The following is a 21,080-nucleotide window of genomic DNA, read 5'->3' on the forward strand; positions in this document are numbered from 1 at the left end:
ATTATATGCGAATTATTGTTTATGGTAGTTTACGGCAAAACCAAGGTAATCATCACTGGATGACCTATGCGCAGCTATTAGGCGAGCATAAATTAGTGGGATATAAACTTTATGATTTAGGGTTTTATCCTGCTGTGGTTGAAGGTGATGGCGAAATAGAGTGCGAAGTTTATCGGATAACGCCCTCTATTTTGACAGAGCTTGATGAATTGAAAAAGAACGATCAAGATTACAAGCGACAACTGATTTCAACGCCTTATGGCAGCGCTTGGATCTACCTTTATCAAAAGCCTGTTGATGGTTTACGTGAAATAAAAAGCGGTGACTGGCTAAAACGTCACGAAGAAGAGTAATTGGTCAGATCTACCTTTTACTGAAAGATGTCTGAAAACGGCTCGATAGTGATATCGAGCCGTTTTTATTGATTAACCTATTGGATCATAAGTTAATTAGTCATTCTGATAATGTCAGAATTATTTTTTAGCGCGCTCGAAAGAAGACAGAATTTCAGCTTTAGCTGCTTCTACGCCTTCCCAACCGTCAACTTTAACCCATTTGCCCGCTTCTAAATCTTTGTAGTGTTCAAAGAAATGTTTGATCTGTGCTTTTAGCAGTTCAGGCAGATCAGTCACATCTTTAATGTGATCGTATTCTTTGCTCAGTTTAGTGTGTGGAACTGCAACCAGTTTCGCATCTTCACCTGATTCGTCAGTCATTTTCAGTACGCCAACAGGACGGCAGCGAATAACTGAACCTGGTTGTAATGGATATGGAGTTGGAACCAGAACGTCTACTGGGTCACCATCTAAAGATAACGTGTTGTTGATGTAACCGTAGTTGCATGGGTAGAACATTGCAGTTGACATAAAACGGTCAACGAACAGTGCGCCACTTTCTTTATCAACTTCGTATTTGATAGGATCAGCGTTTGCTGGGATTTCAATAACAACATAGATATCTTCTGGTAGTTCTTTACCAGCAGGAACATGATTCAGGCTCATAAAAAATTTCCTATAAAAAAATTAATTTTACGTGGCCTCTAGTATAGCGAAAAGTTTTTAACAATACCCGTTTTTTGCCGAACATGTTGCGTTCTGACGCAAAAATAAGCAGCAAATAAAAGAAAGCGCTATTTTCAAAGATGAAAAAACCGGACGAATAAGAAGCCCGGTTTATCTATGTTCGTGCTAAACAAATGGATTATTCTTCGTCTGGATATTGCGCCATAAAGCTTTCAGCTTGTTCAACCATCGATTTAGTCCCTACAAAGAAAGGCATACGTTGGTGAAGTTCTTTTGGTTCGATATCAAGAATACGCTCTTTACCGTTACTTGCTTTACCGCCAGCTTGTTCGGCTAAGAACGCCATTGGATTACATTCATAGAGTAAACGTAATTTACCAGTAGGGTGGCTTGCAGTACTTGGGTAAATATAAATACCGCCCTTCAGTAAGTTGCGGTGAAAATCAGCAACTAAAGAACCAATATAACGTGTGGTATAAGGACGATTTGTTGCCGCGTCTTGTTCTTGGCAATACTTAATGTATTTTTTTACGCCTAATGGGAATTTGATGTAGTTACCTTCGTTGATTGAGTACATATTTCCTGTTGGTGGGAAATGTACGCTTTCATGAGATAAACAGAATACACCTAAAGATGGATCGTAAGTAAAGGCATGAACACCACAACCTGTTGTATAAACTAACATGGTTGAGGAGCCATAAACGACATAGCCTGCTGCGACTTGACGATGACCTGGTTGTAAGAAGTCATCTAAAGTAACAGATTGACCAATAGGCGTAATACGGTGGTAAATAGAGAAAATTGTGCCGACGGAAACGTTTACATCAATATTCGACGAACCATCTAAAGGGTCCATTAGTACAACATACTTAGCATTTTCAGCACGATCACCTTCAAAGATAACAATATCATCTTCTTCTTCTGATCCGATACCCGCAACTTCACCACGCGCTTTTAATGCAGCTTTTAGTTTCTCATTCGCGTAAAGATCCAGTTTCATCTGGGCTTCACCTTGAACATTAGAAACACCGTTAGTACCAAGAATATCGACTAACCCTGCTTTGTTAATATCACGGTGGATAATTTTAGCCCCAAGCTTAATTGCTGAAAGTAATGCAGTAAGTTCACCAGTTGCATGGGGAAAATCTTGTTGTTTCTCGACGATAAATTCGCCTAATGTTTTCATGACGCAGGTCCTGAATGTGAGTGGGTAAAGTAAAAAAGGAGGAAAATCTCCTTGGTGGTGGCAAGTTTAGCCAAAGAATCGGATGATTCAAAGGTTAATCCGTTCCTTATCTGCTTTTTGATCGTTAGAATAGTGACCAACTTCATGCTATTGGACAGAAATTCATGCACATTCATATTCTTGGTATTTGTGGCACCTTTATGGGAAGCCTTGCCATTTTAGCTAGAGCAAAGGGACATAAAGTCACAGGCTCAGACGCTAATGTCTATCCACCCATGAGTACTTTATTAGAAAATCAGGGAATCGAACTGATTGAGGGATATGACCCAAAACAATTAGAACCTGCCCCTGACATGGTGATTATTGGTAATGCGATGACACGAGGAAATCCTTGTGTTGAAGCGGTACTTGAAAAAGGTTTACCTTATACCTCAGGTCCTCAGTGGTTACACGATTATATTTTACCTGAACGTTGGGTATTAGCCGTTGCTGGAACCCATGGTAAAACCACAACAGCAGGTATGCTGGCTTGGGTTTTAGAAGACTGTGGTTATAAACCCGGTTTTTTAATTGGTGGTGTTCCGGGTAATTTCCAAGTATCTGCACAGTTAGGCGAAAGCCCTTTCTTTGTGATTGAAGCTGATGAATATGATAGTGCTTTCTTTGATAAGCGCTCTAAGTTTGTTCATTATTCGCCACGTACACTGATTTTAAATAATCTTGAATTCGATCACGCTGATATTTTTGATGATTTAGCGGCGATTCAAAAACAATTCCATCATTTAGTTCGTATTGTTCCAGGCACAGGGAAAATCATCATGCCTGATAACGATATGAATTTAAAACAGACCATTGGCATGGGATGTTGGAGTGAACAAGAATTCACGGGTGAAACAGGAGATTGGCAAGCCAAAAAACTCAGTAATGACAGTAGTCATTTTGAGGTATTCCACAAAGGTGAGCGAGTCGCAGAGGTGTGTTGGGGGCTTTCTGGTGAACACAACATGCAAAATGGCTTAATGGCGATTGTTGCAGCGCACCACGTTGGCGTTTTACCTGCTGATGCTTGTGAGGCATTAGATAAGTTTATTAATGCGCGTCGTCGCTTAGAGCTACGTGGTGAGGTTAACCAAATAAGTGTTTATGATGACTTTGCGCATCATCCCACAGCGATTTTGGCAACGCTTGAAGCGTTACGCAGTAAAGTCGGTGGAACTGCTCGTATTATTGCGGTGTTAGAGCCTCGTTCAAATACCATGAAAATGGGAATTAGTAAGGATGATATCGCGCCTGCATTAGGTCGTGCTGATGAAGTCTTCTTATTCCAGCCACCTAATATTCAATGGTTAGTGAGTGATATTGCAGAACATTGTGTACAACCGGCTCGCTGGAGTACAGATCTGGATACACTTGTTGATATGATTGCGAAAGAAGCTCAAGCGGGCGATCATATTTTGATTATGAGTAATGGCGGTTTTGGTGGTATTCACGAAAAACTGCTCGCAAAATTAGCACAACCTAAAGCTCCTGATAGCCAGTATTAAAAATAAATAAGCCACTGAACATTCAGTGGCTTATTTTTTGAAGCTGTAGAAAGGCTAATTATAATTCTTGATCAAAAAGATTCAGAATAGCGTCTCGTAATTCTTCTGTGGAAAATCCTGGTGCGGGTGTTGAAAAAATGGTGTCATCACCTGCAATACTGCCAAGGATCCCTTCTGCTTTGCCTAATGAATCTAATAAACGTGCAATAAGTTGTGCCGCACCCGGACTTGTTCTTATCACCACAACAGAATGGTTATGATCGATATCAAGTACCAGATTTTTTAATGGGCTGCTGGCTGTTGGTACGCCAAGCTCAGTAGGAAGACAATACACCATTTCCATTTTGGCGTTACGGGTTCTTACTGCACCAAATTTTGTTAGCATACGAGAGATTTTGGACTGATTAATATTATCAAATCCAGCCTCTTGTAATGCAGTCACAATCTCGCCTTGTGAACTGAATTTTTCTTCTTTCAGCAGGGCTTTAAACGCTTTAACCAAGTCTTCTTGCTTAGAAGGAACGCGCATAGTTCACCTTTAGTGAGTTATCAATAACCTGTGTATTATGCAGAGAAGTGAATTTTTATGCAACATAAGACGAAGAAAGACGAATGATAGCCTCTTCAAAATTGTAAAGTAGAATGTACTGCAAAAAAATTTCATTTACAGCATGTGAATGTGATAATTTAAAGAAAGTAAAATATTTGTTAACTAAATGATAAGCTTAAATGGTTATCACAAGGATAATGGTGTACTTAACACTTTGCCATATTTATTGAAATTATTTATCAAAAGAGTGTCCACTATCTCATTAACAGATAAGCAATTTGTTTAGAATAACCAGAGTATTATTTTTCACTGTAAATGCCTTATTATGCAATATTGCTGTTAAATAATTGTTTTTTACAAGGTGAATTGCGTAATAGTGAATATCTTTAAGGCGTTCCACTATCTTGTAAACTAAGGAGTATCAGAATGAAAGTAGCAGTTCTCGGTGCAGCAGGTGGTATTGGTCAGGCACTGGCACTTCTTCTTAAAAACCAGCTTCCTGCTGGTAGTGAACTCTCTTTATATGATATCGCTCCCGTCACGCCGGGTGTCGCAGCTGACTTAAGCCATATCCCGACTCAAGTTACTGTAAAAGGTTTTGCGGGTGAAGATCCTTCTCCTGCACTAAAAGGCGCTGATGTTGTTCTGATTTCTGCGGGTGTAGCTCGTAAGCCAGGCATGGATCGTTCAGATCTTTTCAATGTTAACGCAGGTATTGTGCGTAACTTAATTGAAAAGGTTGCACAAAACTGCCCTAAAGCACTTATCGGTATCATTACTAATCCAGTGAATACAACGGTTGCTATTGCCGCTGAAGTACTCAAAAAAGCAGGCGTTTACGATAAAAAACGTCTCTTCGGAATTACCACTCTCGATATTATTCGCGCCAATACCTTTGTCGCTGAACTAAAAGGTAAAGATCCACAAAAAACCAATGTTCCTGTGATTGGTGGACACTCTGGTGTGACTATTCTTCCTCTATTATCCCAAGTTGATGGTGTTTCATTTACAGATGATGAAGTTGCCGCGCTGACTAAACGCATTCAAAATGCAGGTACTGAGGTAGTAGAAGCAAAAGCCGGTGGCGGATCAGCTACATTATCAATGGGTCAAGCGGCCGCTCGTTTTGGTCTTTCATTAATTCGTGCTTTAAATGGCGAAAAAGATGTTATTGAATGTACCTATACCGAAGGCGATGGAGAATATGCCCGTTTCTTTGCACAACCTATTCGTTTAGGTAAAAATGGTGTAGAAGAATATTTATCTATTGGTAAATTAAGTGATTTCGAAAAACAATCTCTTAATGGCATGTTAGATGTATTGAAAAAAGATATAATTCTTGGTGAAGAATTTATTAATAAATAAAGAAATACTTTTTTTGCTATAAAAATAATGCAAAATTAAATAAAAACCGCTGATATAGTATCAGCGGTTTTTTTTATTAATTATAATGTATGTAATTATTAGTTAATTATTAGTTTTGTCACGAATCTTTCGCTCAAGTAATTCTCCTGTTTCAGGATGAAAATAACGGCTAGGCCAAATTTCAGAAGGGAAGACACCAAGATAATCAGCAATGATTTTTTCTCCTTTAGGCCAAGGGCGTGACAGCGCATTAGCGAGTGTTGAAGAGCTTAACCCTGCTTGGCGAGAGATGGCAGCAAGTGTTGTTCCTCGTTTTCTAAGTGCGGCAATAATATCGGCAGGATGCCAATCAGATTTCCTTGAAATCATTTTTAATCCTTTTTCTATAAAATTGATTGCTGTGTTAGTGGTATAAATAACAGTTTATTAGAAATGTCCTAAAGCATTTAAACTGATTATTTAGAAAATAAAATAACATTATTTTTCTAAAAAGATTTCTGATTTTTTTCTTAATAATTTCTTTTTTGAAGTTGATAACAATTTTAGAGAAACATAATGAAAAAAGAGTGGTATACGGCAAAGGAATTGACGGGTATAGGTGGATTACCTAAATCACCACAAGGTGTAAATGCGAAAGCTAAACGAGAATTTTGGCAAAAACAAAAGATAAAGAATAAACAAGGTAATGGTGTTGAATATCATTATTCTTGTTTGCCAGAAGAAACTTTAATTGCTCTGGAACTTTATGAACCATTAGCACATTACAAACTAAATAAAAAAGAGGAGCCACTCGTTATCTGGGTGAAAGCATTCCAACAACTAAATGATGGTGAACAAAAAACATTAACAGAGCTGATATTGCGGGATGGTATTAGAAGTTTTTTAGAAAAAATCGTCAATTATTAAGCGATTTTAAAGAATTTATTATTGCGTTATCCGCAACAGATATCTGACTAACCTCTTAGTTGAATGTGAGATGAGATCATGAAAAAAGAATGGTATACAGCGAAAGAATTAGTGGGGCTTGCGGGGTTACCTAACTCACCGCAGGGAGTTAACTTGATGGCGCGTCGTGAAGGATGGGAAAATCGCCGTAAACGAGGTGTTCAGGGGAAAGCTGTCGAGTATTCAGTGAAAAGTCTTCCTGATGAGGTGATTGGCGTGCTAGCTGCACATGAGCCTCCGGCTGAGTATTTATCAAAGCGTCAGGATGCTTTTTTGATTTGGGTTGAAGCTTATTATCAATTAACCAAGTCAGAACGAGAGAAAATTGTGAAATTTGTGCTCCGTGAAGGGTTAGCAAAGCTTATTAGTTATATTGATGCTGATAATCAGGACGCGATTGAGCGAGAAAACGAAGAAGTACTTAATAAGTTGAAAAGCCCACCAGAATCGACATAGTCGCTCTGGCGGGCTTCTTTACATAACTAATGTCTTAACATAAAGGTTATGATTGGCGTTGTACAGCGACGTGAGCAAGCCCAATAAGCGCATCTTTATACGGTGAGTCAGGTATAATTGATAAAGCTTCAATTGCTTTGTCTGCTTCTTCTTCTGCTTTTTGACGGGTATATTCCAAAGAACCACACTGTTTCATCGTAGTTAAAACAGTATCCAATAAATGGCGACCATTACCTTGTTCAATGGCTTGGCGAATTAATTGGGATTCTTCTTCATTGCCGTTATGCATAGCATGAAGTAATGGCAACGTTGGTTTACCTTCATCGAGATCATCACCCGTGTTTTTACCCAACTGGTTGTTGTCTGCATCATAATCAAGCAAATCGTCAATGAGCTGGAAAGCAGTCCCAAGATAACGACCATAATCTTGGAATGCTTTTTCTTGCTCAGGCGTCGCACCTGAAAGGATCGCTGATGCATGAGAAGCCGCTTCAAAGAGACGAGCTGTTTTGCTATAGATAACTTGCATATAGTCATCTTCAGAAATGTCAGGATCATTACAATTCATTAACTGTAAAACTTCACCTTCAGCGATCACGTTGGTGGCGTTAGACATTAATTTTAATACACGCATCGAATCAAGATCCGTCATCATCTGAAAGGATCGTGTATAAATAAAGTCGCCAACAAGCACACTTGCTGCATTTCCAAAGACGGCATTTGCCGTTTGTTTTCCTCTACGCATATCAGATTCATCAACAACATCATCATGTAACAACGTTGCAGTATGAATAAATTCGATAAGCGCTGCGACCGAGATATGTTTGTCACCTTGATAGTCCAATGCTCGTCCGGTGAGCACTGCGATCATTGGTCGGATCCTTTTACCACCACCACTAATGATGTAGTAACCAAGTTGGTTTATCAAAGAAACATCTGAATTAAGCTGGTAAAGGATTGCCTCATTTACCGCAGCCATATCAGCGGATGTTAGTTTTATAATAGATTCTAAATTCATGTTTTTTCGACTTTGGCTCGCCAATGAGCGCGTTATTATTAATAAAAAATGATCATGCCATAGATTTTACTCTCTTATAATTTAGATTGTACTTTAAAAATGGCTGAAATAAATATCGTGTAAAAAACTCTTTTTTTTAACGCTAGTTTGCGATCTGTACTTGTCATCGGCACTAAATTTGCGTAGAATTCGCGCCCTATGTGAATATTTTAATTGTGCACTCAAATTATACATATTGGGAGTGTGCGGAAAGCGGAGTTTATATGTACGCGGTTTTCCAAAGTGGTGGTAAACAACACCGAGTCAGCGAAGGTCAAACTATTCGTTTAGAGAAGCTGGAAGTAGCTACTGGCGAAACAATCGAGTTTGATACTGTAATGATGGTCGCTAATGGCGATGACATTCAAATTGGCGCTCCAATCCTTGCGGGCGTTAAAGTTAAAGCGGAAGTGGTTGCTCACGGTCGCGGCGATAAAGTTAAGATTGTTAAGTTCCGTCGTCGTAAACACAGCCGTAAACAACAGGGCCACCGTCAGTGGTTTACTGATGTTAAAATCACTGGTATCGCTTAAGGTTTAGGAGAGTAGTTCAATGGCACATAAAAAGGCTGGCGGCTCGACTCGTAACGGTCGTGATTCCGAAGCAAAACGTCTGGGTGTTAAACGTTTCGGTGGTGAAGCTGTATTAGCAGGTAGCATCATCGTTCGTCAACGTGGTACTAAGTTCCATGCAGGTACTAACGTTGGTTGTGGTCGTGACCACACCCTGTTTGCATTAGCTGACGGAAAAATTAAGTTCGAAGTTAAAGGTCCAAACAACCGTAAATTTATCAGCATCGAAGCTGAATAATTACTGGTCCTTTAAGCACCGAGTCAAAAGCCCTGCAAATCTGTTGCGGGGCTTTTTATATTTAAAAAAGGCCATCTCTGGGTAATTTCGGCCATCCAGCACGTTAATGGCTACTATACGGAGTAAAATCATGAAATTTGTTGATGAGGCCAAGATCCTAATCGTCGCGGGCGATGGTGGTAACGGCTGTGTAAGCTTTCGTCGCGAAAAATATATCCCTAACGGGGGACCAGACGGTGGTGATGGTGGTGATGGTGGTGATGTCTACATGATTGCAGACGAAAACCTTAACACCTTAATCGATTACCGTTTTACAAAATCTTATCGTGCAGAACGTGGTGAAAATGGCCACAGTCGTGATTGTACTGGTAAGCGTGGTCAAGATATTACTATCAGTGTTCCTGTCGGAACGCGTGTCCGTGATTTAGCAACAAATGAAGTTATTGCTGACTTGACTGCTCACGGTCAAAAGCAAATGGTTGCTAAAGGCGGCTTCCACGGTTTAGGTAATACTCGCTTTAAATCGTCGGTTAACCGTGCTCCACGTCAACGTACAATGGGAACACCGGGTGAATCTCGTGAAGTCCTATTAGAGCTAATGTTATTAGCTGATGTGGGTATGCTTGGTATGCCAAATGCGGGTAAATCTACATTTATTCGTGCAGTATCAGCAGCAAAACCTAAAGTTGCTGATTATCCATTTACAACATTAGTACCAAGCTTAGGTGTGGTGCGTATGGATAATCACCAAAGCTTTGTGGTTGCAGATATTCCCGGATTAATCGAAGGCGCTGCTGATGGTGCAGGTCTTGGGATCCAATTTTTAAAACATTTAGAACGCTGCCGTGTATTACTACACTTGATCGACATTGATCCTATTGATGGATCGGATCCTGTGGAAAATGCAAAAATTATTATCTCTGAATTAGAGAAATACAGCGAAAAATTAGCACAAAAACCACGTTGGTTAGTGTTCAATAAAATTGATCTTCTTGATGCTGAAGAAGCAAAAGAGAAGGCAAAAGCAATTGTTGAAGCGCTGGGTTGGGATGAAAACTATTACATGATAGCGGCAATCAACCAAGAAGGTGTGAAAAAACTTTGCTGGAATATCATGGAATTCCTGAATGTTACTCCGCGTGAGCAAGACATTGTTGCAACAAAAGTAGAGCCAGGAAAAGTTGACTTTATGTGGGATGATTACCACAAAGAACAGCTTGAAAACCCTGATTTCGAAGAAGATGATGACGATGATTGGGATGAAGAAGACGATGATGGTATTGAATTTATCTACCAACGTTAATCATCATTCTGATTGTGATTAAAATAAAAAACGCCTGATTAATCAGGCGTTTTTCATATCCATTGCTTATATTTATCTCGTGTAAATCTAGCGGTTATTGTACATATCTTTATACAGATTAGTTTCAAAACGCACTAAATAAGCGCGTCCAGCATTACGATTCTGTGTCGGCGGTGAATACGCTGAAACGTATTGTACAAACGCAACTTTCTGTCCATTTGCCGTGATCATAAAGCCTGCAAGATTGTAAACCCCTTTTAATGAACCTGTTTTGGCAGACACTTTGCCATCAACACCCGCTTCATGAAAACCGCCTCGATATTGCAATGTACCGTCATGCCCTGCAAGGGGAAGCATAGTGATAAAGTTTAATTCACTTTCATGTTGTCCAATATATTGAAGGACTTGCATCATGGTTGCAGGCGAAATGAGATTATGGCGAGAAAGACCAGAGCCATCAACCATAACGGTATTTCCTAAATCGATTCCGGCTTTTTGTTTTAAAATAGCGCGGGTTGCTTCTGCACCAGAGCGCCAAGTACCTGCAACGCCATAATACTCACGACCAATAGTTCTAAATACGGTGTCTGCAATCATATTGTCAGACTCTTTTAGCATAGTTGTAAGTAAGCTATGTAACGGTTTTGATTGTGTTTGTGCCAGTACAGTAACGGGTGCTTTTAGTTGAGAGCGACGCTTGATATATCCATCAAGTTCAATATTAGCGCGTTGTAACTCTTCTTTTAAAATTGTACCGGCCCAATGCGCGCCGTCTTGAATAGAAAACATTAAAGGTACTGCATCGTCACGTTTAGGAATACAACCTGTGATTACATAGGTATTTAAGTCACGCACAGTGACATCTAATTCACAAAAACGGGTGCGAGTTGATCCTTTCTCATAAGTTTCAACTTCACTTAAAACAGTTACAGGATAGAAAGAAGCTTTACGTATTGTGGCAATATCACCTTCGTTTTTGCCACTTTGCAGCAAGACAGAAAAACAGTTCTTATCAACAATCGCAGCACTTGGTGGTGCGCTAAAGCATTGGGTCATATCATTCCAAACCCAACCCGGGGCTTTGTCATGACTTGAAAAAGCAGAAGTATCAATAAGCAAATCACCATGCACTTTTGTAACACCAGCTTGCTTTAATATGGCAACCATTGCTCTTAACTGCTGGCGAGTTAATGTAGGATCGCCTGTAAAACGAAAGATTAAATCACCATTAAGCTGATTGTCTTTTATCTTACCTTCGGTTTCCATTGTTGTGGTGAATTGATAATTTCCACCTAATTGAAGTAATGCTGCAAGTGCAGTCACTACTTTCTGAGTACTTGCTGGAAGTGCTAATTGCTCGGCATGATAGTTAAGATTAGGAGAAGCCGCGCCAACGGGTTGAGTTATTAAACCTACTTGTGTTCCTTCAGGAAGAAGGGATGTGTAGTTTTCAACAGGTATTGCTTGGGTTGAAAAGCTAATAATACTTAATGTGTAAAGTATCCGTCGAAATGTTGATAGTAAGCGCATAATTTCTCTATCTGTGACTATAGCGTGTAACGTTACAGTATTGATTGCCAGAGGCTAATACTAAAGGGCAATGAGGGCAAAAGTAAACGGTAACAAGCAGGATTCGCTCATTATCAGAAAAAGTCTGTTTATCTCTTTATAAAGAGAGATAAGGCGTGAAGCAATGCGTCTGTTGTGTTAGATTTAGTTTTAAGTATGGGAGGTTTAGTTTATATCCCAATAGCATGAGTTGGGAATAATAGCATCCCCTTATTTACCGAATATATGTAGAGACAGGCCCAATTTAAGGTTGCCTGTGTCTTTTTTTGTCTTGAGAAGAGTAAATAGATCCTTTTCTCTGTGTTGTTAGTATAAAAAATCAGGATGATACCTATTTTTTATTAGGAATAGTATTGAGGTATTAACACATGAATCAGATCCCTATGACAGTTCTAGGTGCAGAAAAATTACGCGAAGAGCTGGAATATTTAAAAGGTACTCGTCGTCCCGAGATTATTGCTGCTATCGCTGAAGCTCGTGAACATGGAGACTTAAAAGAAAACGCGGAATATCATGCTGCAAGAGAGCAACAAGGTTTCTGTGAAGGTCGCATACAAGAAATTGAAGCAAAATTATCAAATGCTCAAGTCATTGATATTACAAAGATGAATAACAATGGTCGTATTATTTTCGGTTCAACAGTGACACTGTTAAATGTTGAAACTGAAGAAGAGCAAACTTACCGCATTGTGGGTGATGATGAAGCGAACATTAAAGAAAACTTAATTTCTGTTAACTCACCGATTGCGCGTGGGTTGATTGGTAAAGAGTTAGATGATGTCGTTGTTATCACTACACCGGGTGGACAAGTCGAGTATGAAGTTTTAAACGTAGAATATATTTAATTTGTAATTTTACGTTTCTATAGAAAACTAGACTGCTATCCTGTGGTAATATGAAAAAGGCCTTAAAAGGCCTTTTTTGCCATAGAGTTAGTTATGGCATTTTTATATAAAGATACAAGTTTTATTTCGGTAAAATAATCTTACGTGCTTCTGAAGGACGATAAAGAACAAGAATTTTTCCGATAACTTGTACATTCTGTGCACCGCTTTCGCGTACAATCGCTGCCACGATCAAGTTTTTAACATCTCGATCTTCGCCTGCGATTTTGACTTTGATAAGCTCATGGTGTGCCAGAGCGACTTCAATTTCTGCAAGAACGCCTTCAGTCAACCCGTTGTTACCAATCATAACGACTGGATTAAGGTGATGAGCGAGCCCTTTCAGGTGTTGAATTTGTTTTTTGTTAAGAGTCATCATTAATTTTTGCTTTGTTGGGATTGAAAACTCGCTATTCTAACGCCATCTCTCACTTATCACCATAAAATGTCGTTAAGACGAGGTTAAATGAGTGAAATAGTAAAAATTTTGATAGCTAAGTGTATGATAGTTGGAAAACGCAATGGCCAATAAGAAACGTTCGGCAAGCTCTAGCCGCTGGTTACAAGAACATTTTAGTGATAAATATGTTCAGCAAGCAAAGAAAAAAGGGTTTCGCTCTCGCGCTTGGTTTAAACTGGAAGAAATTCAGCAAAGTGACAATATCTTTAAACCAGGTATGACCGTTGTCGATTTAGGAGCTGCTCCTGGTGGGTGGTCTCAATACGTTGTACAGCAGTTAGGAAGCAAAGGTCGAATTATCGCATGCGACCTTTTACCTATGGATCCTATTGTTGGAGTCGATTTCCTTCAAGGCGATTTTCGTGATGAACTTGTATTGAAGGCATTGCTTGATAGAGTAGGTGAAAACAAAGTCCAGGTTGTCATGTCTGACATGGCTCCAAACATGAGCGGTACGCCCGCGGTCGATATCCCTCGATCCATGTATTTAGTAGAGTTAGCGCTTGATATGTGTCGTGATGTACTGGCTCCCGGGGGAAGTTTTATTGTCAAAGTGTTTCAGGGAGAAGGCTTTGATGAATACCTGGGGCAAATACGCTCCCTGTTTACGAAAGTGAAAGTTCGTAAACCAGACGCTTCGCGGTCTCGTTCTCGTGAGGTATATATTGTAGCCACAGGGCGTAAACTTTAGTACCCTAAAGCTATTTGTTAACACAGTTGTAATATGAGGTTAATCCCTTGAGTGACATGGCGAAAAACCTGATCCTCTGGCTAGTTATTGCAGTCGTTTTGATGTCATTATTCCAGAGCTTCGGACCCAGCGATTCGAATAGTCGTAAGGTGGATTACTCTACCTTTATCAATGAGTTAACTAATAACCAATTACGCGAGGTCAGCATAAGTGGTTATGATATTAATGTAACTAAAACAGATAACTCAAAGTACAGCACGTATATGCCTATGCGTGATGATAACCTGCTGACCACTTTAATGAACCGTAATGTAAAAGTAACGGGCGAACCACTTGAAGGCCAAAGTCTTCTGACTCAAATTTTTGTGTCTTGGTTCCCAATGCTATTACTGATTGGTCTTTGGATTTTCTTTATGCGCCAAATGCAAGGTGGTGGCGGTAAAGGTGCGATGTCTTTCGGTAAAAGCAAGGCACGCATGTTGACAGAAGACCAAATCAAAACAACCTTTGCTGATGTCGCGGGTTGTGATGAAGCGAAAGAAGAAGTAAGCGAATTAGTTGAGTATTTACGTGATCCAGGTCGTTTCCAGAAATTAGGGGGTAAAATCCCTAAAGGTATTCTGATGGTAGGACCTCCAGGTACAGGTAAAACATTATTAGCAAAAGCCATCGCGGGTGAAGCTAAAGTCCCATTCTTTACCATTTCAGGTTCTGATTTCGTTGAAATGTTTGTGGGTGTGGGTGCTTCTCGTGTTCGTGATATGTTTGAACAAGCTAAAAAAGCAGCACCTTGTATCATCTTTATCGATGAAATCGATGCGGTCGGTCGTCAACGTGGTGCAGGTTTAGGTGGTGGTCATGATGAACGTGAACAAACACTGAACCAAATGCTAGTTGAAATGGATGGCTTCGAAGGTAATGAAGGTATTATCGTTATCGCGGCAACTAACCGTCCAGACGTGTTAGACCCAGCATTACTTCGTCCTGGTCGTTTTGACCGTCAAGTGGTTGTTGGTTTACCTGATGTGCGTGGACGTGAGCAAATCCTTAAAGTCCATATGCGCCGTGTGCCTTTATCACCCGATGTTGATCCAGCAATTTTAGCGCGTGGTACTCCAGGTTTCTCTGGTGCTGACTTAGCTAACTTAGTTAACGAAGCTGCTTTATTTGCTGCTCGTGGTAATAAACGTGTTGTCTCAATGGTTGAGTTTGAGAAAGCGAAAGATAAGATAATGATGGGCGCAGAGCGCCGTTCAATGGTGATGACTGAAGAACAAAAAGCATCAACCGCTTATCATGAAGCTGGTCACGCAATTATTGGTCGTTTAGTTCCTGAACATGATCCTGTGCATAAAGTGACGATTATCCCTCGTGGACGTGCATTAGGTGTGACTTTCTTCTTACCTGAAGGTGACCAAATTAGTGCGAGCCGTCAGAAGTTAGAGAGCCAAATTTCAACGCTTTACGGTGGTCGTTTAGCTGAAGAAATTATCTATGGTGTAGAGCATGTTTCTACGGGTGCTTCTAATGACATCAAAGTTGCAACCAATATTGCACGTAACATGGTGACACAGTGGGGCTTCTCTGAAAAATTAGGGCCATTGCTGTACGCAGAAGAAGAAGGTGAAGTGTTCTTAGGTCGTTCTGTTGCTAAAGCGCAACATATGTCTGATGAAACGGCTCGTACAATTGACGAAGAAATTAAAGCTATCGTTGATCGTAACTATGTTCGTGCTCGTCAGATCTTAATGGACAACCTTGATATTCTGCACTCAATGAAAGATGCACTGATGACTTATGAAACTATCGATGCGCCTCAAATTGATGATTTAATGAATCGTCGTGATGTTCGTCCACCTGCGGGTTGGGAAGGCAATAATGGCAATAGTGGTACAACGACTACTGCCCAGCCAGCACAAACGCATGTAGCGAATGAGCCAAAAGACAAGCCTGAGTCAGAAAGTGATACACCTTCTGATAACAATACTCACTAATCCTTATTGGGTTACGCATATTGAGTAAGCTATAAATACAAACCCCAGGCTTCTGGGGTTTTTTTATGAAGGTATCAATGAAATGAAATTAATGGCTAGAGGAACCGAACTTAACTTATCAACACCTCAAGTTATGGGGATTTTGAATGTTACTCCAGACTCTTTTTCTGATGGTGGCACTCATAATTCACTTAATGATGCAGTAGACCATGCCGCAAAATTGATCGCCGAAGGGGCTTCTATCATCGATATTGGTGGTGAGTCTACTAGACCCGGCGCAAGTGATGTCTCTATTGATGAAGAGTTGCAGCGTGTTGTTCCTGTTGTTGAGGCTATTCGTCAGCGTTTTGATGTGTGGATTTCTGTTGATACATCCAAGGCTCCAGTCATTACCGAATCTGCAAATGTAGGTGCTTCAATTATCAATGATATTCGCTCTTTACAAGAGCCAGGAGCGCTTGAAGCAGCCGCTAAAACAGGTTTGCCAGTGTGCATTATGCATATGCAAGGCGACCCTAAAACTATGCAACAATCGCCACATTATGAGAATGTGATGATAGATGTTGATCGTTTTTTACAAGAAAATATTCAACGTTGTGTTGATGCTGGAATCGAAAAAAATCAAATTATTCTTGATCCAGGATTCGGCTTTGGTAAAAATTTAGCGCATAATTACCAATTATTAGCACACTTAAGTGAACTTCATCACTTTGGTTTACCCATACTTGCCGGAATGTCACGCAAATCAATGGTTGGACAACTATTGAATGTACCACCACAAGAGCGTGTTGCTGGTAGTGTGGCATGCGCAGTGATTGCAGCGATGCAAGGCGCACAAATTATTCGTGTACACGATGTTAAAGAGACTGTTGATGCGATGAAAGTCGTACAAGCGACTCTTTCTGCAAAGGAAAATAATGAATGAGCGAACGTAAATACTTTGGAACAGATGGTATCCGTGGAAAAGTAGGTGATAGTCCAATTACACCTGATTTTGTATTAAAACTGGGTTGGGCTGCGGGCAAAGTATTAGCACGTCATGGCTCTCGTAAAATCATTATTGGTAAAGATACACGTATCTCTGGCTATATGCTGGAATCTGCATTAGAAGCGGGTTTAGCTGCGGCAGGTTTATCAGCCTCATTTACAGGGCCAATGCCAACACCGGCTGTTGCTTATTTAACGCGTACATTCCGCGCTGAAGCTGGGATTGTTATTTCAGCTTCTCATAACCCTTATTACGATAACGGGATCAAATTCTTCTCTATTGATGGCACAAAATTACCGGATGAAGTAGAAGAAGCCATTGAAGCTGAAATGGAAAAACCAATTACCTGTGTTGAATCAGCGGAGCTTGGTCGTGCAAATCGTATCGTGGATGCGGCAGGTCGTTATATTGAATTCTGTAAGGGGACTTTCCCGAATGAAAACAATCTTAATGGTCTAAAAGTGGTTGTCGATTGTGCTCATGGTGCAACCTACCACATTGCGCCAAACGTATTTCGTGAGTTAGGTGCTGAAGTGATCACTATTGGCTGTGAGCCAACGGGTATCAATATCAATGAAGAGTGTGGCGCAACAGATGTTCGTATGTTGCAAAAACGCGTATTAGAAGAAGGCGCTGATGTTGGTTTAGCTTTTGATGGTGACGGTGACCGTATCATCATGGTTGACCATCAAGGTCTAAAAGTTGATGGTGACCAAATTCTCTACATTATTGCGAGAGAAGCGTTACGCCAAGGTCAATTACGCGGTGGTGCAGTTGGTACTCTAATGAGCAATATGGGATTAGAGATTGCACTGAAACAACTGGGTATTCCTTTTGTCAGAGCAAAAGTGGGCGACCGCTATGTGCTTGAAAAATTACAAGAGAAAGGCTGGCGTTTAGGTGCTGAAAACTCAGGTCACATTATTTTATTAGATAAAACGACGACAGGTGATGGTATTGTTGCTGGTTTACAAGTTTTAAGTGCAATGGTACGTAACCATATGAGTCTGCATGATCTATGTAGTGGCATGAAACTATTACCACAAATTTTAGTGAATGTTCGTTTTACCGGTAGCCACGATCCACTACAAACACCAGAAGTTCAGAAAGTCGCTAAAGCGGTTGAAGAAGAACTGGCTGGTAAAGGTCGTGTATTGCTGCGTAAATCAGGAACAGAACCTTTAATTCGTGTCATGGTTGAAGGTGAAAATGAAGAGCAAGTCACGGCGATGGCTAATCGTATTGCAGACGCTGTGAAGCACGTTGGTTAATTGATGCTTTTTTCTTCAATCAATCACTTTGTAGAAAAATAACCTTGCTTGTCAGTTCAGCTTTGGTTAGTATTCACACCCGCTTAGTAAGGTCTTGAACTAAAGCGGGTGAAGCAATCGAAGGTTATCGTTAAGACGATAAGTTCCATAGAAAAGGTAACGCAAATGTATACGGCACTCATTGTTATTCTTATCATTGTAGCAACAGGGCTAGTTGGTCTGATCCTGTTACAGCAGGGTAAAGGTGCTGATATGGGCGCTTCTTTTGGTGCAGGTGCTTCCGGTACAGTATTTGGTTCAAGCGGTTCAGCTAACTTTATGACCCGTATGACCGCTGTTTTAGCGACAGCTTTTATTGTACTTGCCCTTATTTTAGGTAATCTAAGTGCCAATAAAACTGTACGTGAAGACAGCAAATGGATGTCTATCGAGCAGACTACAGAAGAAGCTAAAAAAGCTGAGCAATTAGCAGCGCCTGTAGCGCCAGCAAATACAGATATTCCGCAGTAAACTAAGTAAAGATTTAAATGAGATTGTTAATTTTTACGCAGTAACAGTCTCATTAAGTGCCGAGGTGGTGAAATTGGTATACACGCTACCTTGAGGTGGTAGTGCCTATAAAACGGGCGTACGGGTTCAAGTCCCGTTCTCGGCACCATTATTCCAGATAGCTTGCGTTTTGCTTGTTATCAGCGTAAAATTTGCCACGTTTTTCGAACGCGGGGTGGAGCAGCTTGGTAGCTCGTCGGGCTCATAACCCGAAGGTCGTCGGTTCAAATCCGGCCCCCGCAACCACTTCTAACAATACAGCACTTTTCTCATTAATCATCTTGTTGAACCGATTATGATCCTGAGTGGAATGTGCCGTAAGAAGAGGTTATTCTCGAATGGCAAGTTACAGGGTCCAGTTGCATAAAGCCCCGAATTTCGGGGTTTTTTGTTATCAGAGAATAGAATACTGGGCTATAGGCCCTTTTTTTATGCCTTGGGGGTGGGTTTGTCCACATTAGAGCAAAAATTAACAGCGATGGTTTCAGCACCAGTAGAAGCATTAGGCTTTGAATTTGTCGGTCTTGAGTTTATTCGTGGCCGAGAATCAACATTGCGCATCTATATTGATAGTGAAGACGGTATCACTGTTGATGATTGTGCTGATGTTAGCCACCAGGTCAGTGCTGTGCTGGATGTTGAAGATCCAATTCAAACGGTTTATAACCTTGAGATCTCATCTCCTGGTTTAGAACGACCTTTATTCACTGCAACGCATTATGAGCAATTTATCGGCGAAGAAGCCGCTATCGTATTACGAATTGCAATGCAAAACCGCCGTAAATGGCAGGGCATTATTAAGTCTGTCGCTGGCGAAATGATCACGGTTACTGTGGATGGTAAAGACGAAGTGTTCGCACTGAGCAACATCCAGAAAGCTAACCTGGTACCCCACTTTTAAGTTTTGAAGAGGCAACTAGGATGAACAAAGAGATTCTGGCTGTTGTGGAAGCGGTCTCTAACGAAAAATCTCTTCCTCGTGAAAAGATTTTTGAAGCACTGGAAACCGCACTAGCGACAGCAACTAAGAAAAAATACGAGCAAGAAATTGATGTTCGCGTATGTATCGACCGTAAAACCGGTGACTTTGATACATTCCGTCGTTGGGTTGCTGTTGATGAAGTGACTCAACCAACTCGTGAAATCACACTTGAAGCTGCTCAATATGAAGATCCTAGTATTGAACTAGGTGGTTATATTGAAGATCAGATTGAATCTGTTACTTTCGACCGTATTACAACACAAACCGCTAAACAAGTTATCGTACAAAAAGTACGTGAAGCTGAAAGAGCAATGGTTGTTGATCAATTCCGCGAACAATTAGGCGAAATTATCACTGGTGTTGTGAAGAAAGTGAACCGTGAAAATATCACTTTAGATTTAGGTAATAACGCTGAAGCGGTTATTTTACGCGAAGATATGTTACCGCGTGAAAACTTTCGCCCAGGTGACCGTTTACGTGGTGTTTTATACGACGTACGTACAGAAACCCGTGGTGCGCAACTTTTCGTGACACGCTCTCGCCCTGAAATGCTGGTTGAACTTTTCCGTATTGAAGTACCAGAAATTGGCGAAGAAATCATTGAAATTAAAGCTGCAGCGCGTGATCCAGGTTCTCGTGCCAAAATCGCAGTAAAAACTAACGACAAGCGTATTGACCCTGTGGGTGCTTGTGTTGGTATGCGTGGTGCGCGTGTACAAGCCGTTTCCAGCGAATTGGGCGGCGAGCGAATTGATATTGTTCTGTGGGATGATAATCCTGCACAATTCGTCATTAATGCAATGGCTCCGGCAGATGTTGCTTCTATTGTTGTCGATGAAGACAAATGTACAATGGATGTTGCAGTTGAAAGTAGTAACCTTGCACAGGCAATCGGCCGTAATGGTCAAAACGTTCGTCTGGCAGCACAGTTACTGAAAAAACATCGTGGTGATGACAAGTGGGAATTAAACGTCATGACTGCTGATGAACTGAATGCAAAACATCAGGCAGAAGCAAACGCAGCCATTGAAATATTTACTAAGCATCTCGACATTGATGAAGACTTCGCAACTGTTTTAGTTGAAGAAGGTTTCTCTACCCTTGAAGAGTTAGTTTATGTGCCAATCAGTGAACTGCTGGCTATTGACGGGTTAGATGAAGACACCGTTGAAGCTCTACGTGAGAGAGCAAAAGCTGCATTAACAACGATTGAATTGGCTCAAAAAGAAAGCCTAGGCGATAACCAGCCAGCCGAGGACTTATTAGCTCTCGAAGGCTTGGAGCGCTCTTTAGCATTTGATCTAGCTGCCCGTGGTATCTGCACACTGGAAGATCTTGCCGAACAGGGTATCGACGACCTAACTGATATTGAAGGTTTAAATAGTGAGCGCGCAGGCGAACTCATTATGGCCGCACGTAATATCTGCTGGTTTGGGAATGATGCGTAACAACTG

23 protein-coding genes and 2 tRNA genes are annotated in these 21,080 nt (G+C 40.7%); 18 read left to right on the forward strand and 7 right to left on the reverse strand.

All coding sequences use genetic code 11. From position 1 onward, the window contains the following. Nucleotides 1-5: 5 nt before the first annotated feature. Nucleotides 6-353 (forward strand): gamma-glutamylcyclotransferase family protein, encoded by a 348-nt coding sequence (locus BTA34_RS00080; protein ID WP_109372692.1) that lies wholly within the window; start codon nt 6-8, stop codon nt 351-353. A 120-nt stretch (nt 354-473) separates the two neighbouring features. On the opposite strand, the gene ppa is transcribed toward BTA34_RS00080, so the two are convergent. Together ppa and fbp are read right to left on the reverse strand one after the other, a co-directional pair. Beyond that, nucleotides 474-1,001: an inorganic diphosphatase gene (gene ppa, locus BTA34_RS00085; protein WP_072069581.1), complete on the reverse strand. Its 528-nt coding sequence runs from the start codon at nt 999-1,001 to the stop codon at nt 474-476. Between the two features lie 199 nt (nt 1,002-1,200). Next, entirely contained in the window at nt 1,201-2,208 is a 1,008-nt protein-coding gene (gene fbp / locus BTA34_RS00090; RefSeq protein WP_023583589.1) for a class 1 fructose-bisphosphatase, read from the reverse strand. Between the two features lie 164 nt (nt 2,209-2,372). On the opposite strand from fbp, the gene mpl reads away from it, so the two are divergent. Beyond that, a complete protein-coding gene (mpl, locus tag BTA34_RS00095; protein WP_151434013.1) occupies nt 2,373-3,752 on the forward strand; it encodes a UDP-N-acetylmuramate:L-alanyl-gamma-D-glutamyl-meso-diaminopimelate ligase in 1,380 nt (459 codons plus the stop codon). A gap of 58 nt (nt 3,753-3,810) precedes the next feature. On the opposite strand, the gene argR is transcribed toward mpl, so the two are convergent. Further along, on the reverse strand, nt 3,811-4,281 hold the full coding sequence (gene argR, locus BTA34_RS00100) for a transcriptional regulator ArgR (RefSeq protein WP_006535714.1): 471 nt from the start codon (nt 4,279-4,281) through the stop codon (nt 3,811-3,813). Between the two features lie 447 nt (nt 4,282-4,728). Here argR and mdh point away from each other — a divergent pair, with 447 nt between their 5' ends. Continuing rightward, a complete protein-coding gene (mdh, locus tag BTA34_RS00105; protein WP_151434014.1) occupies nt 4,729-5,667 on the forward strand; it encodes a malate dehydrogenase in 939 nt (312 codons plus the stop codon). Between the two features lie 102 nt (nt 5,668-5,769). On the opposite strand, the gene BTA34_RS00110 is transcribed toward mdh, so the two are convergent. Beyond that, the gene (locus tag BTA34_RS00110; RefSeq protein ID WP_151434015.1) at nt 5,770-6,036 is read right to left on the reverse strand and encodes a helix-turn-helix domain-containing protein; all 267 of its coding nucleotides are present in this window, start codon (nt 6,034-6,036) and stop codon (nt 5,770-5,772) included. A 186-nt stretch (nt 6,037-6,222) separates the two neighbouring features. On the opposite strand from BTA34_RS00110, the gene BTA34_RS00115 reads away from it, so the two are divergent. Continuing rightward, on the forward strand, nt 6,223-6,573 hold the full coding sequence (locus tag BTA34_RS00115; RefSeq protein WP_151434016.1) for a DNA-binding protein: 351 nt from the start codon (nt 6,223-6,225) through the stop codon (nt 6,571-6,573). 78 nt (nt 6,574-6,651) lie between these two features. Next, nucleotides 6,652-7,068 carry a DNA-binding protein gene (locus tag BTA34_RS00120; protein WP_151434017.1) on the forward strand — a complete coding sequence of 139 codons (417 nt, stop codon included), beginning with the start codon at nt 6,652-6,654 and terminating at the stop codon, nt 7,066-7,068. Nucleotides 7,069-7,114: 46 nt separating this feature from the next. Here the strand turns inward: BTA34_RS00120 and ispB are convergent, their stop codons facing one another. Further along, nucleotides 7,115-8,086 (reverse strand): octaprenyl diphosphate synthase, encoded by a 972-nt coding sequence (gene ispB / locus BTA34_RS00125; RefSeq protein WP_151434018.1) that lies wholly within the window; start codon nt 8,084-8,086, stop codon nt 7,115-7,117. A gap of 263 nt (nt 8,087-8,349) precedes the next feature. Here ispB and rplU point away from each other — a divergent pair, with 263 nt between their 5' ends. From rplU to cgtA, 3 genes are all read left to right on the forward strand, one after another. After that, a complete protein-coding gene (rplU, locus tag BTA34_RS00130; RefSeq protein ID WP_006535707.1) occupies nt 8,350-8,658 on the forward strand; it encodes a 50S ribosomal protein L21 in 309 nt (102 codons plus the stop codon). A gap of 19 nt (nt 8,659-8,677) precedes the next feature. Further along, on the forward strand, nt 8,678-8,935 hold the full coding sequence (rpmA, locus tag BTA34_RS00135) for a 50S ribosomal protein L27 (RefSeq protein WP_006535706.1): 258 nt from the start codon (nt 8,678-8,680) through the stop codon (nt 8,933-8,935). 130 nt (nt 8,936-9,065) lie between these two features. Further along, a complete protein-coding gene (gene cgtA / locus BTA34_RS00140; RefSeq protein WP_151434019.1) occupies nt 9,066-10,238 on the forward strand; it encodes an Obg family GTPase CgtA in 1,173 nt (390 codons plus the stop codon). Between the two features lie 87 nt (nt 10,239-10,325). On the opposite strand, the gene dacB is transcribed toward cgtA, so the two are convergent. Then, nucleotides 10,326-11,768 (reverse strand): serine-type D-Ala-D-Ala carboxypeptidase, encoded by a 1,443-nt coding sequence (gene dacB / locus BTA34_RS00145; protein WP_151434020.1) that lies wholly within the window; start codon nt 11,766-11,768, stop codon nt 10,326-10,328. 407 nt (nt 11,769-12,175) lie between these two features. Between dacB and greA the strand changes: the two genes are divergently transcribed. Then, nucleotides 12,176-12,652 carry a transcription elongation factor GreA gene (greA, locus tag BTA34_RS00150; protein WP_151434021.1) on the forward strand — a complete coding sequence of 159 codons (477 nt, stop codon included), beginning with the start codon at nt 12,176-12,178 and terminating at the stop codon, nt 12,650-12,652. A 121-nt stretch (nt 12,653-12,773) separates the two neighbouring features. On the opposite strand, the gene yhbY is transcribed toward greA, so the two are convergent. After that, entirely contained in the window at nt 12,774-13,067 is a 294-nt protein-coding gene (gene yhbY, locus BTA34_RS00155) for a ribosome assembly RNA-binding protein YhbY (protein WP_151436703.1), read from the reverse strand. A 145-nt stretch (nt 13,068-13,212) separates the two neighbouring features. Between yhbY and rlmE the strand changes: the two genes are divergently transcribed. From rlmE to nusA, 9 genes are all read left to right on the forward strand, one after another. Then, nucleotides 13,213-13,842 (forward strand): 23S rRNA (uridine(2552)-2'-O)-methyltransferase RlmE, encoded by a 630-nt coding sequence (rlmE, locus tag BTA34_RS00160; protein ID WP_036939360.1) that lies wholly within the window; start codon nt 13,213-13,215, stop codon nt 13,840-13,842. Nucleotides 13,843-13,889: 47 nt separating this feature from the next. Continuing rightward, nucleotides 13,890-15,836 (forward strand): ATP-dependent zinc metalloprotease FtsH, encoded by a 1,947-nt coding sequence (ftsH, locus tag BTA34_RS00165; RefSeq protein ID WP_151434022.1) that lies wholly within the window; start codon nt 13,890-13,892, stop codon nt 15,834-15,836. Nucleotides 15,837-15,918: 82 nt separating this feature from the next. Then, on the forward strand, nt 15,919-16,761 hold the full coding sequence (folP, locus tag BTA34_RS00170; RefSeq protein WP_151434023.1) for a dihydropteroate synthase: 843 nt from the start codon (nt 15,919-15,921) through the stop codon (nt 16,759-16,761). Then, nucleotides 16,758-18,095, forward strand: coding sequence for a phosphoglucosamine mutase (gene glmM / locus BTA34_RS00175; protein WP_023583574.1), 1,338 nt, complete (start codon nt 16,758-16,760; stop codon nt 18,093-18,095). The genes folP and glmM overlap by 4 nt, the downstream gene beginning before the upstream one ends. A 165-nt stretch (nt 18,096-18,260) precedes the next feature. Beyond that, the gene (gene secG / locus BTA34_RS00180; protein ID WP_036914692.1) at nt 18,261-18,605 is read left to right on the forward strand and encodes a preprotein translocase subunit SecG; all 345 of its coding nucleotides are present in this window, start codon (nt 18,261-18,263) and stop codon (nt 18,603-18,605) included. A gap of 58 nt (nt 18,606-18,663) precedes the next feature. Then, a tRNA-Leu gene (locus tag BTA34_RS00185) sits at nt 18,664-18,753 on the forward strand. A gap of 60 nt (nt 18,754-18,813) precedes the next feature. Beyond that, nucleotides 18,814-18,890: transfer RNA gene (locus BTA34_RS00190), tRNA-Met, on the forward strand. A 202-nt stretch (nt 18,891-19,092) separates the two neighbouring features. After that, entirely contained in the window at nt 19,093-19,545 is a 453-nt protein-coding gene (gene rimP / locus BTA34_RS00195) for a ribosome maturation factor RimP (protein WP_036914691.1), read from the forward strand. A gap of 20 nt (nt 19,546-19,565) precedes the next feature. Next, the gene (gene nusA / locus BTA34_RS00200) at nt 19,566-21,074 is read left to right on the forward strand and encodes a transcription termination factor NusA (protein ID WP_006535691.1); all 1,509 of its coding nucleotides are present in this window, start codon (nt 19,566-19,568) and stop codon (nt 21,072-21,074) included. Nucleotides 21,075-21,080: the final 6 nt, after the last annotated feature.

The organism is Proteus sp. CD3, from assembly GCF_008808075.1.
Classification (GTDB): Bacteria; Pseudomonadota; Gammaproteobacteria; order Enterobacterales; family Enterobacteriaceae; genus Proteus; species Proteus appendicitidis.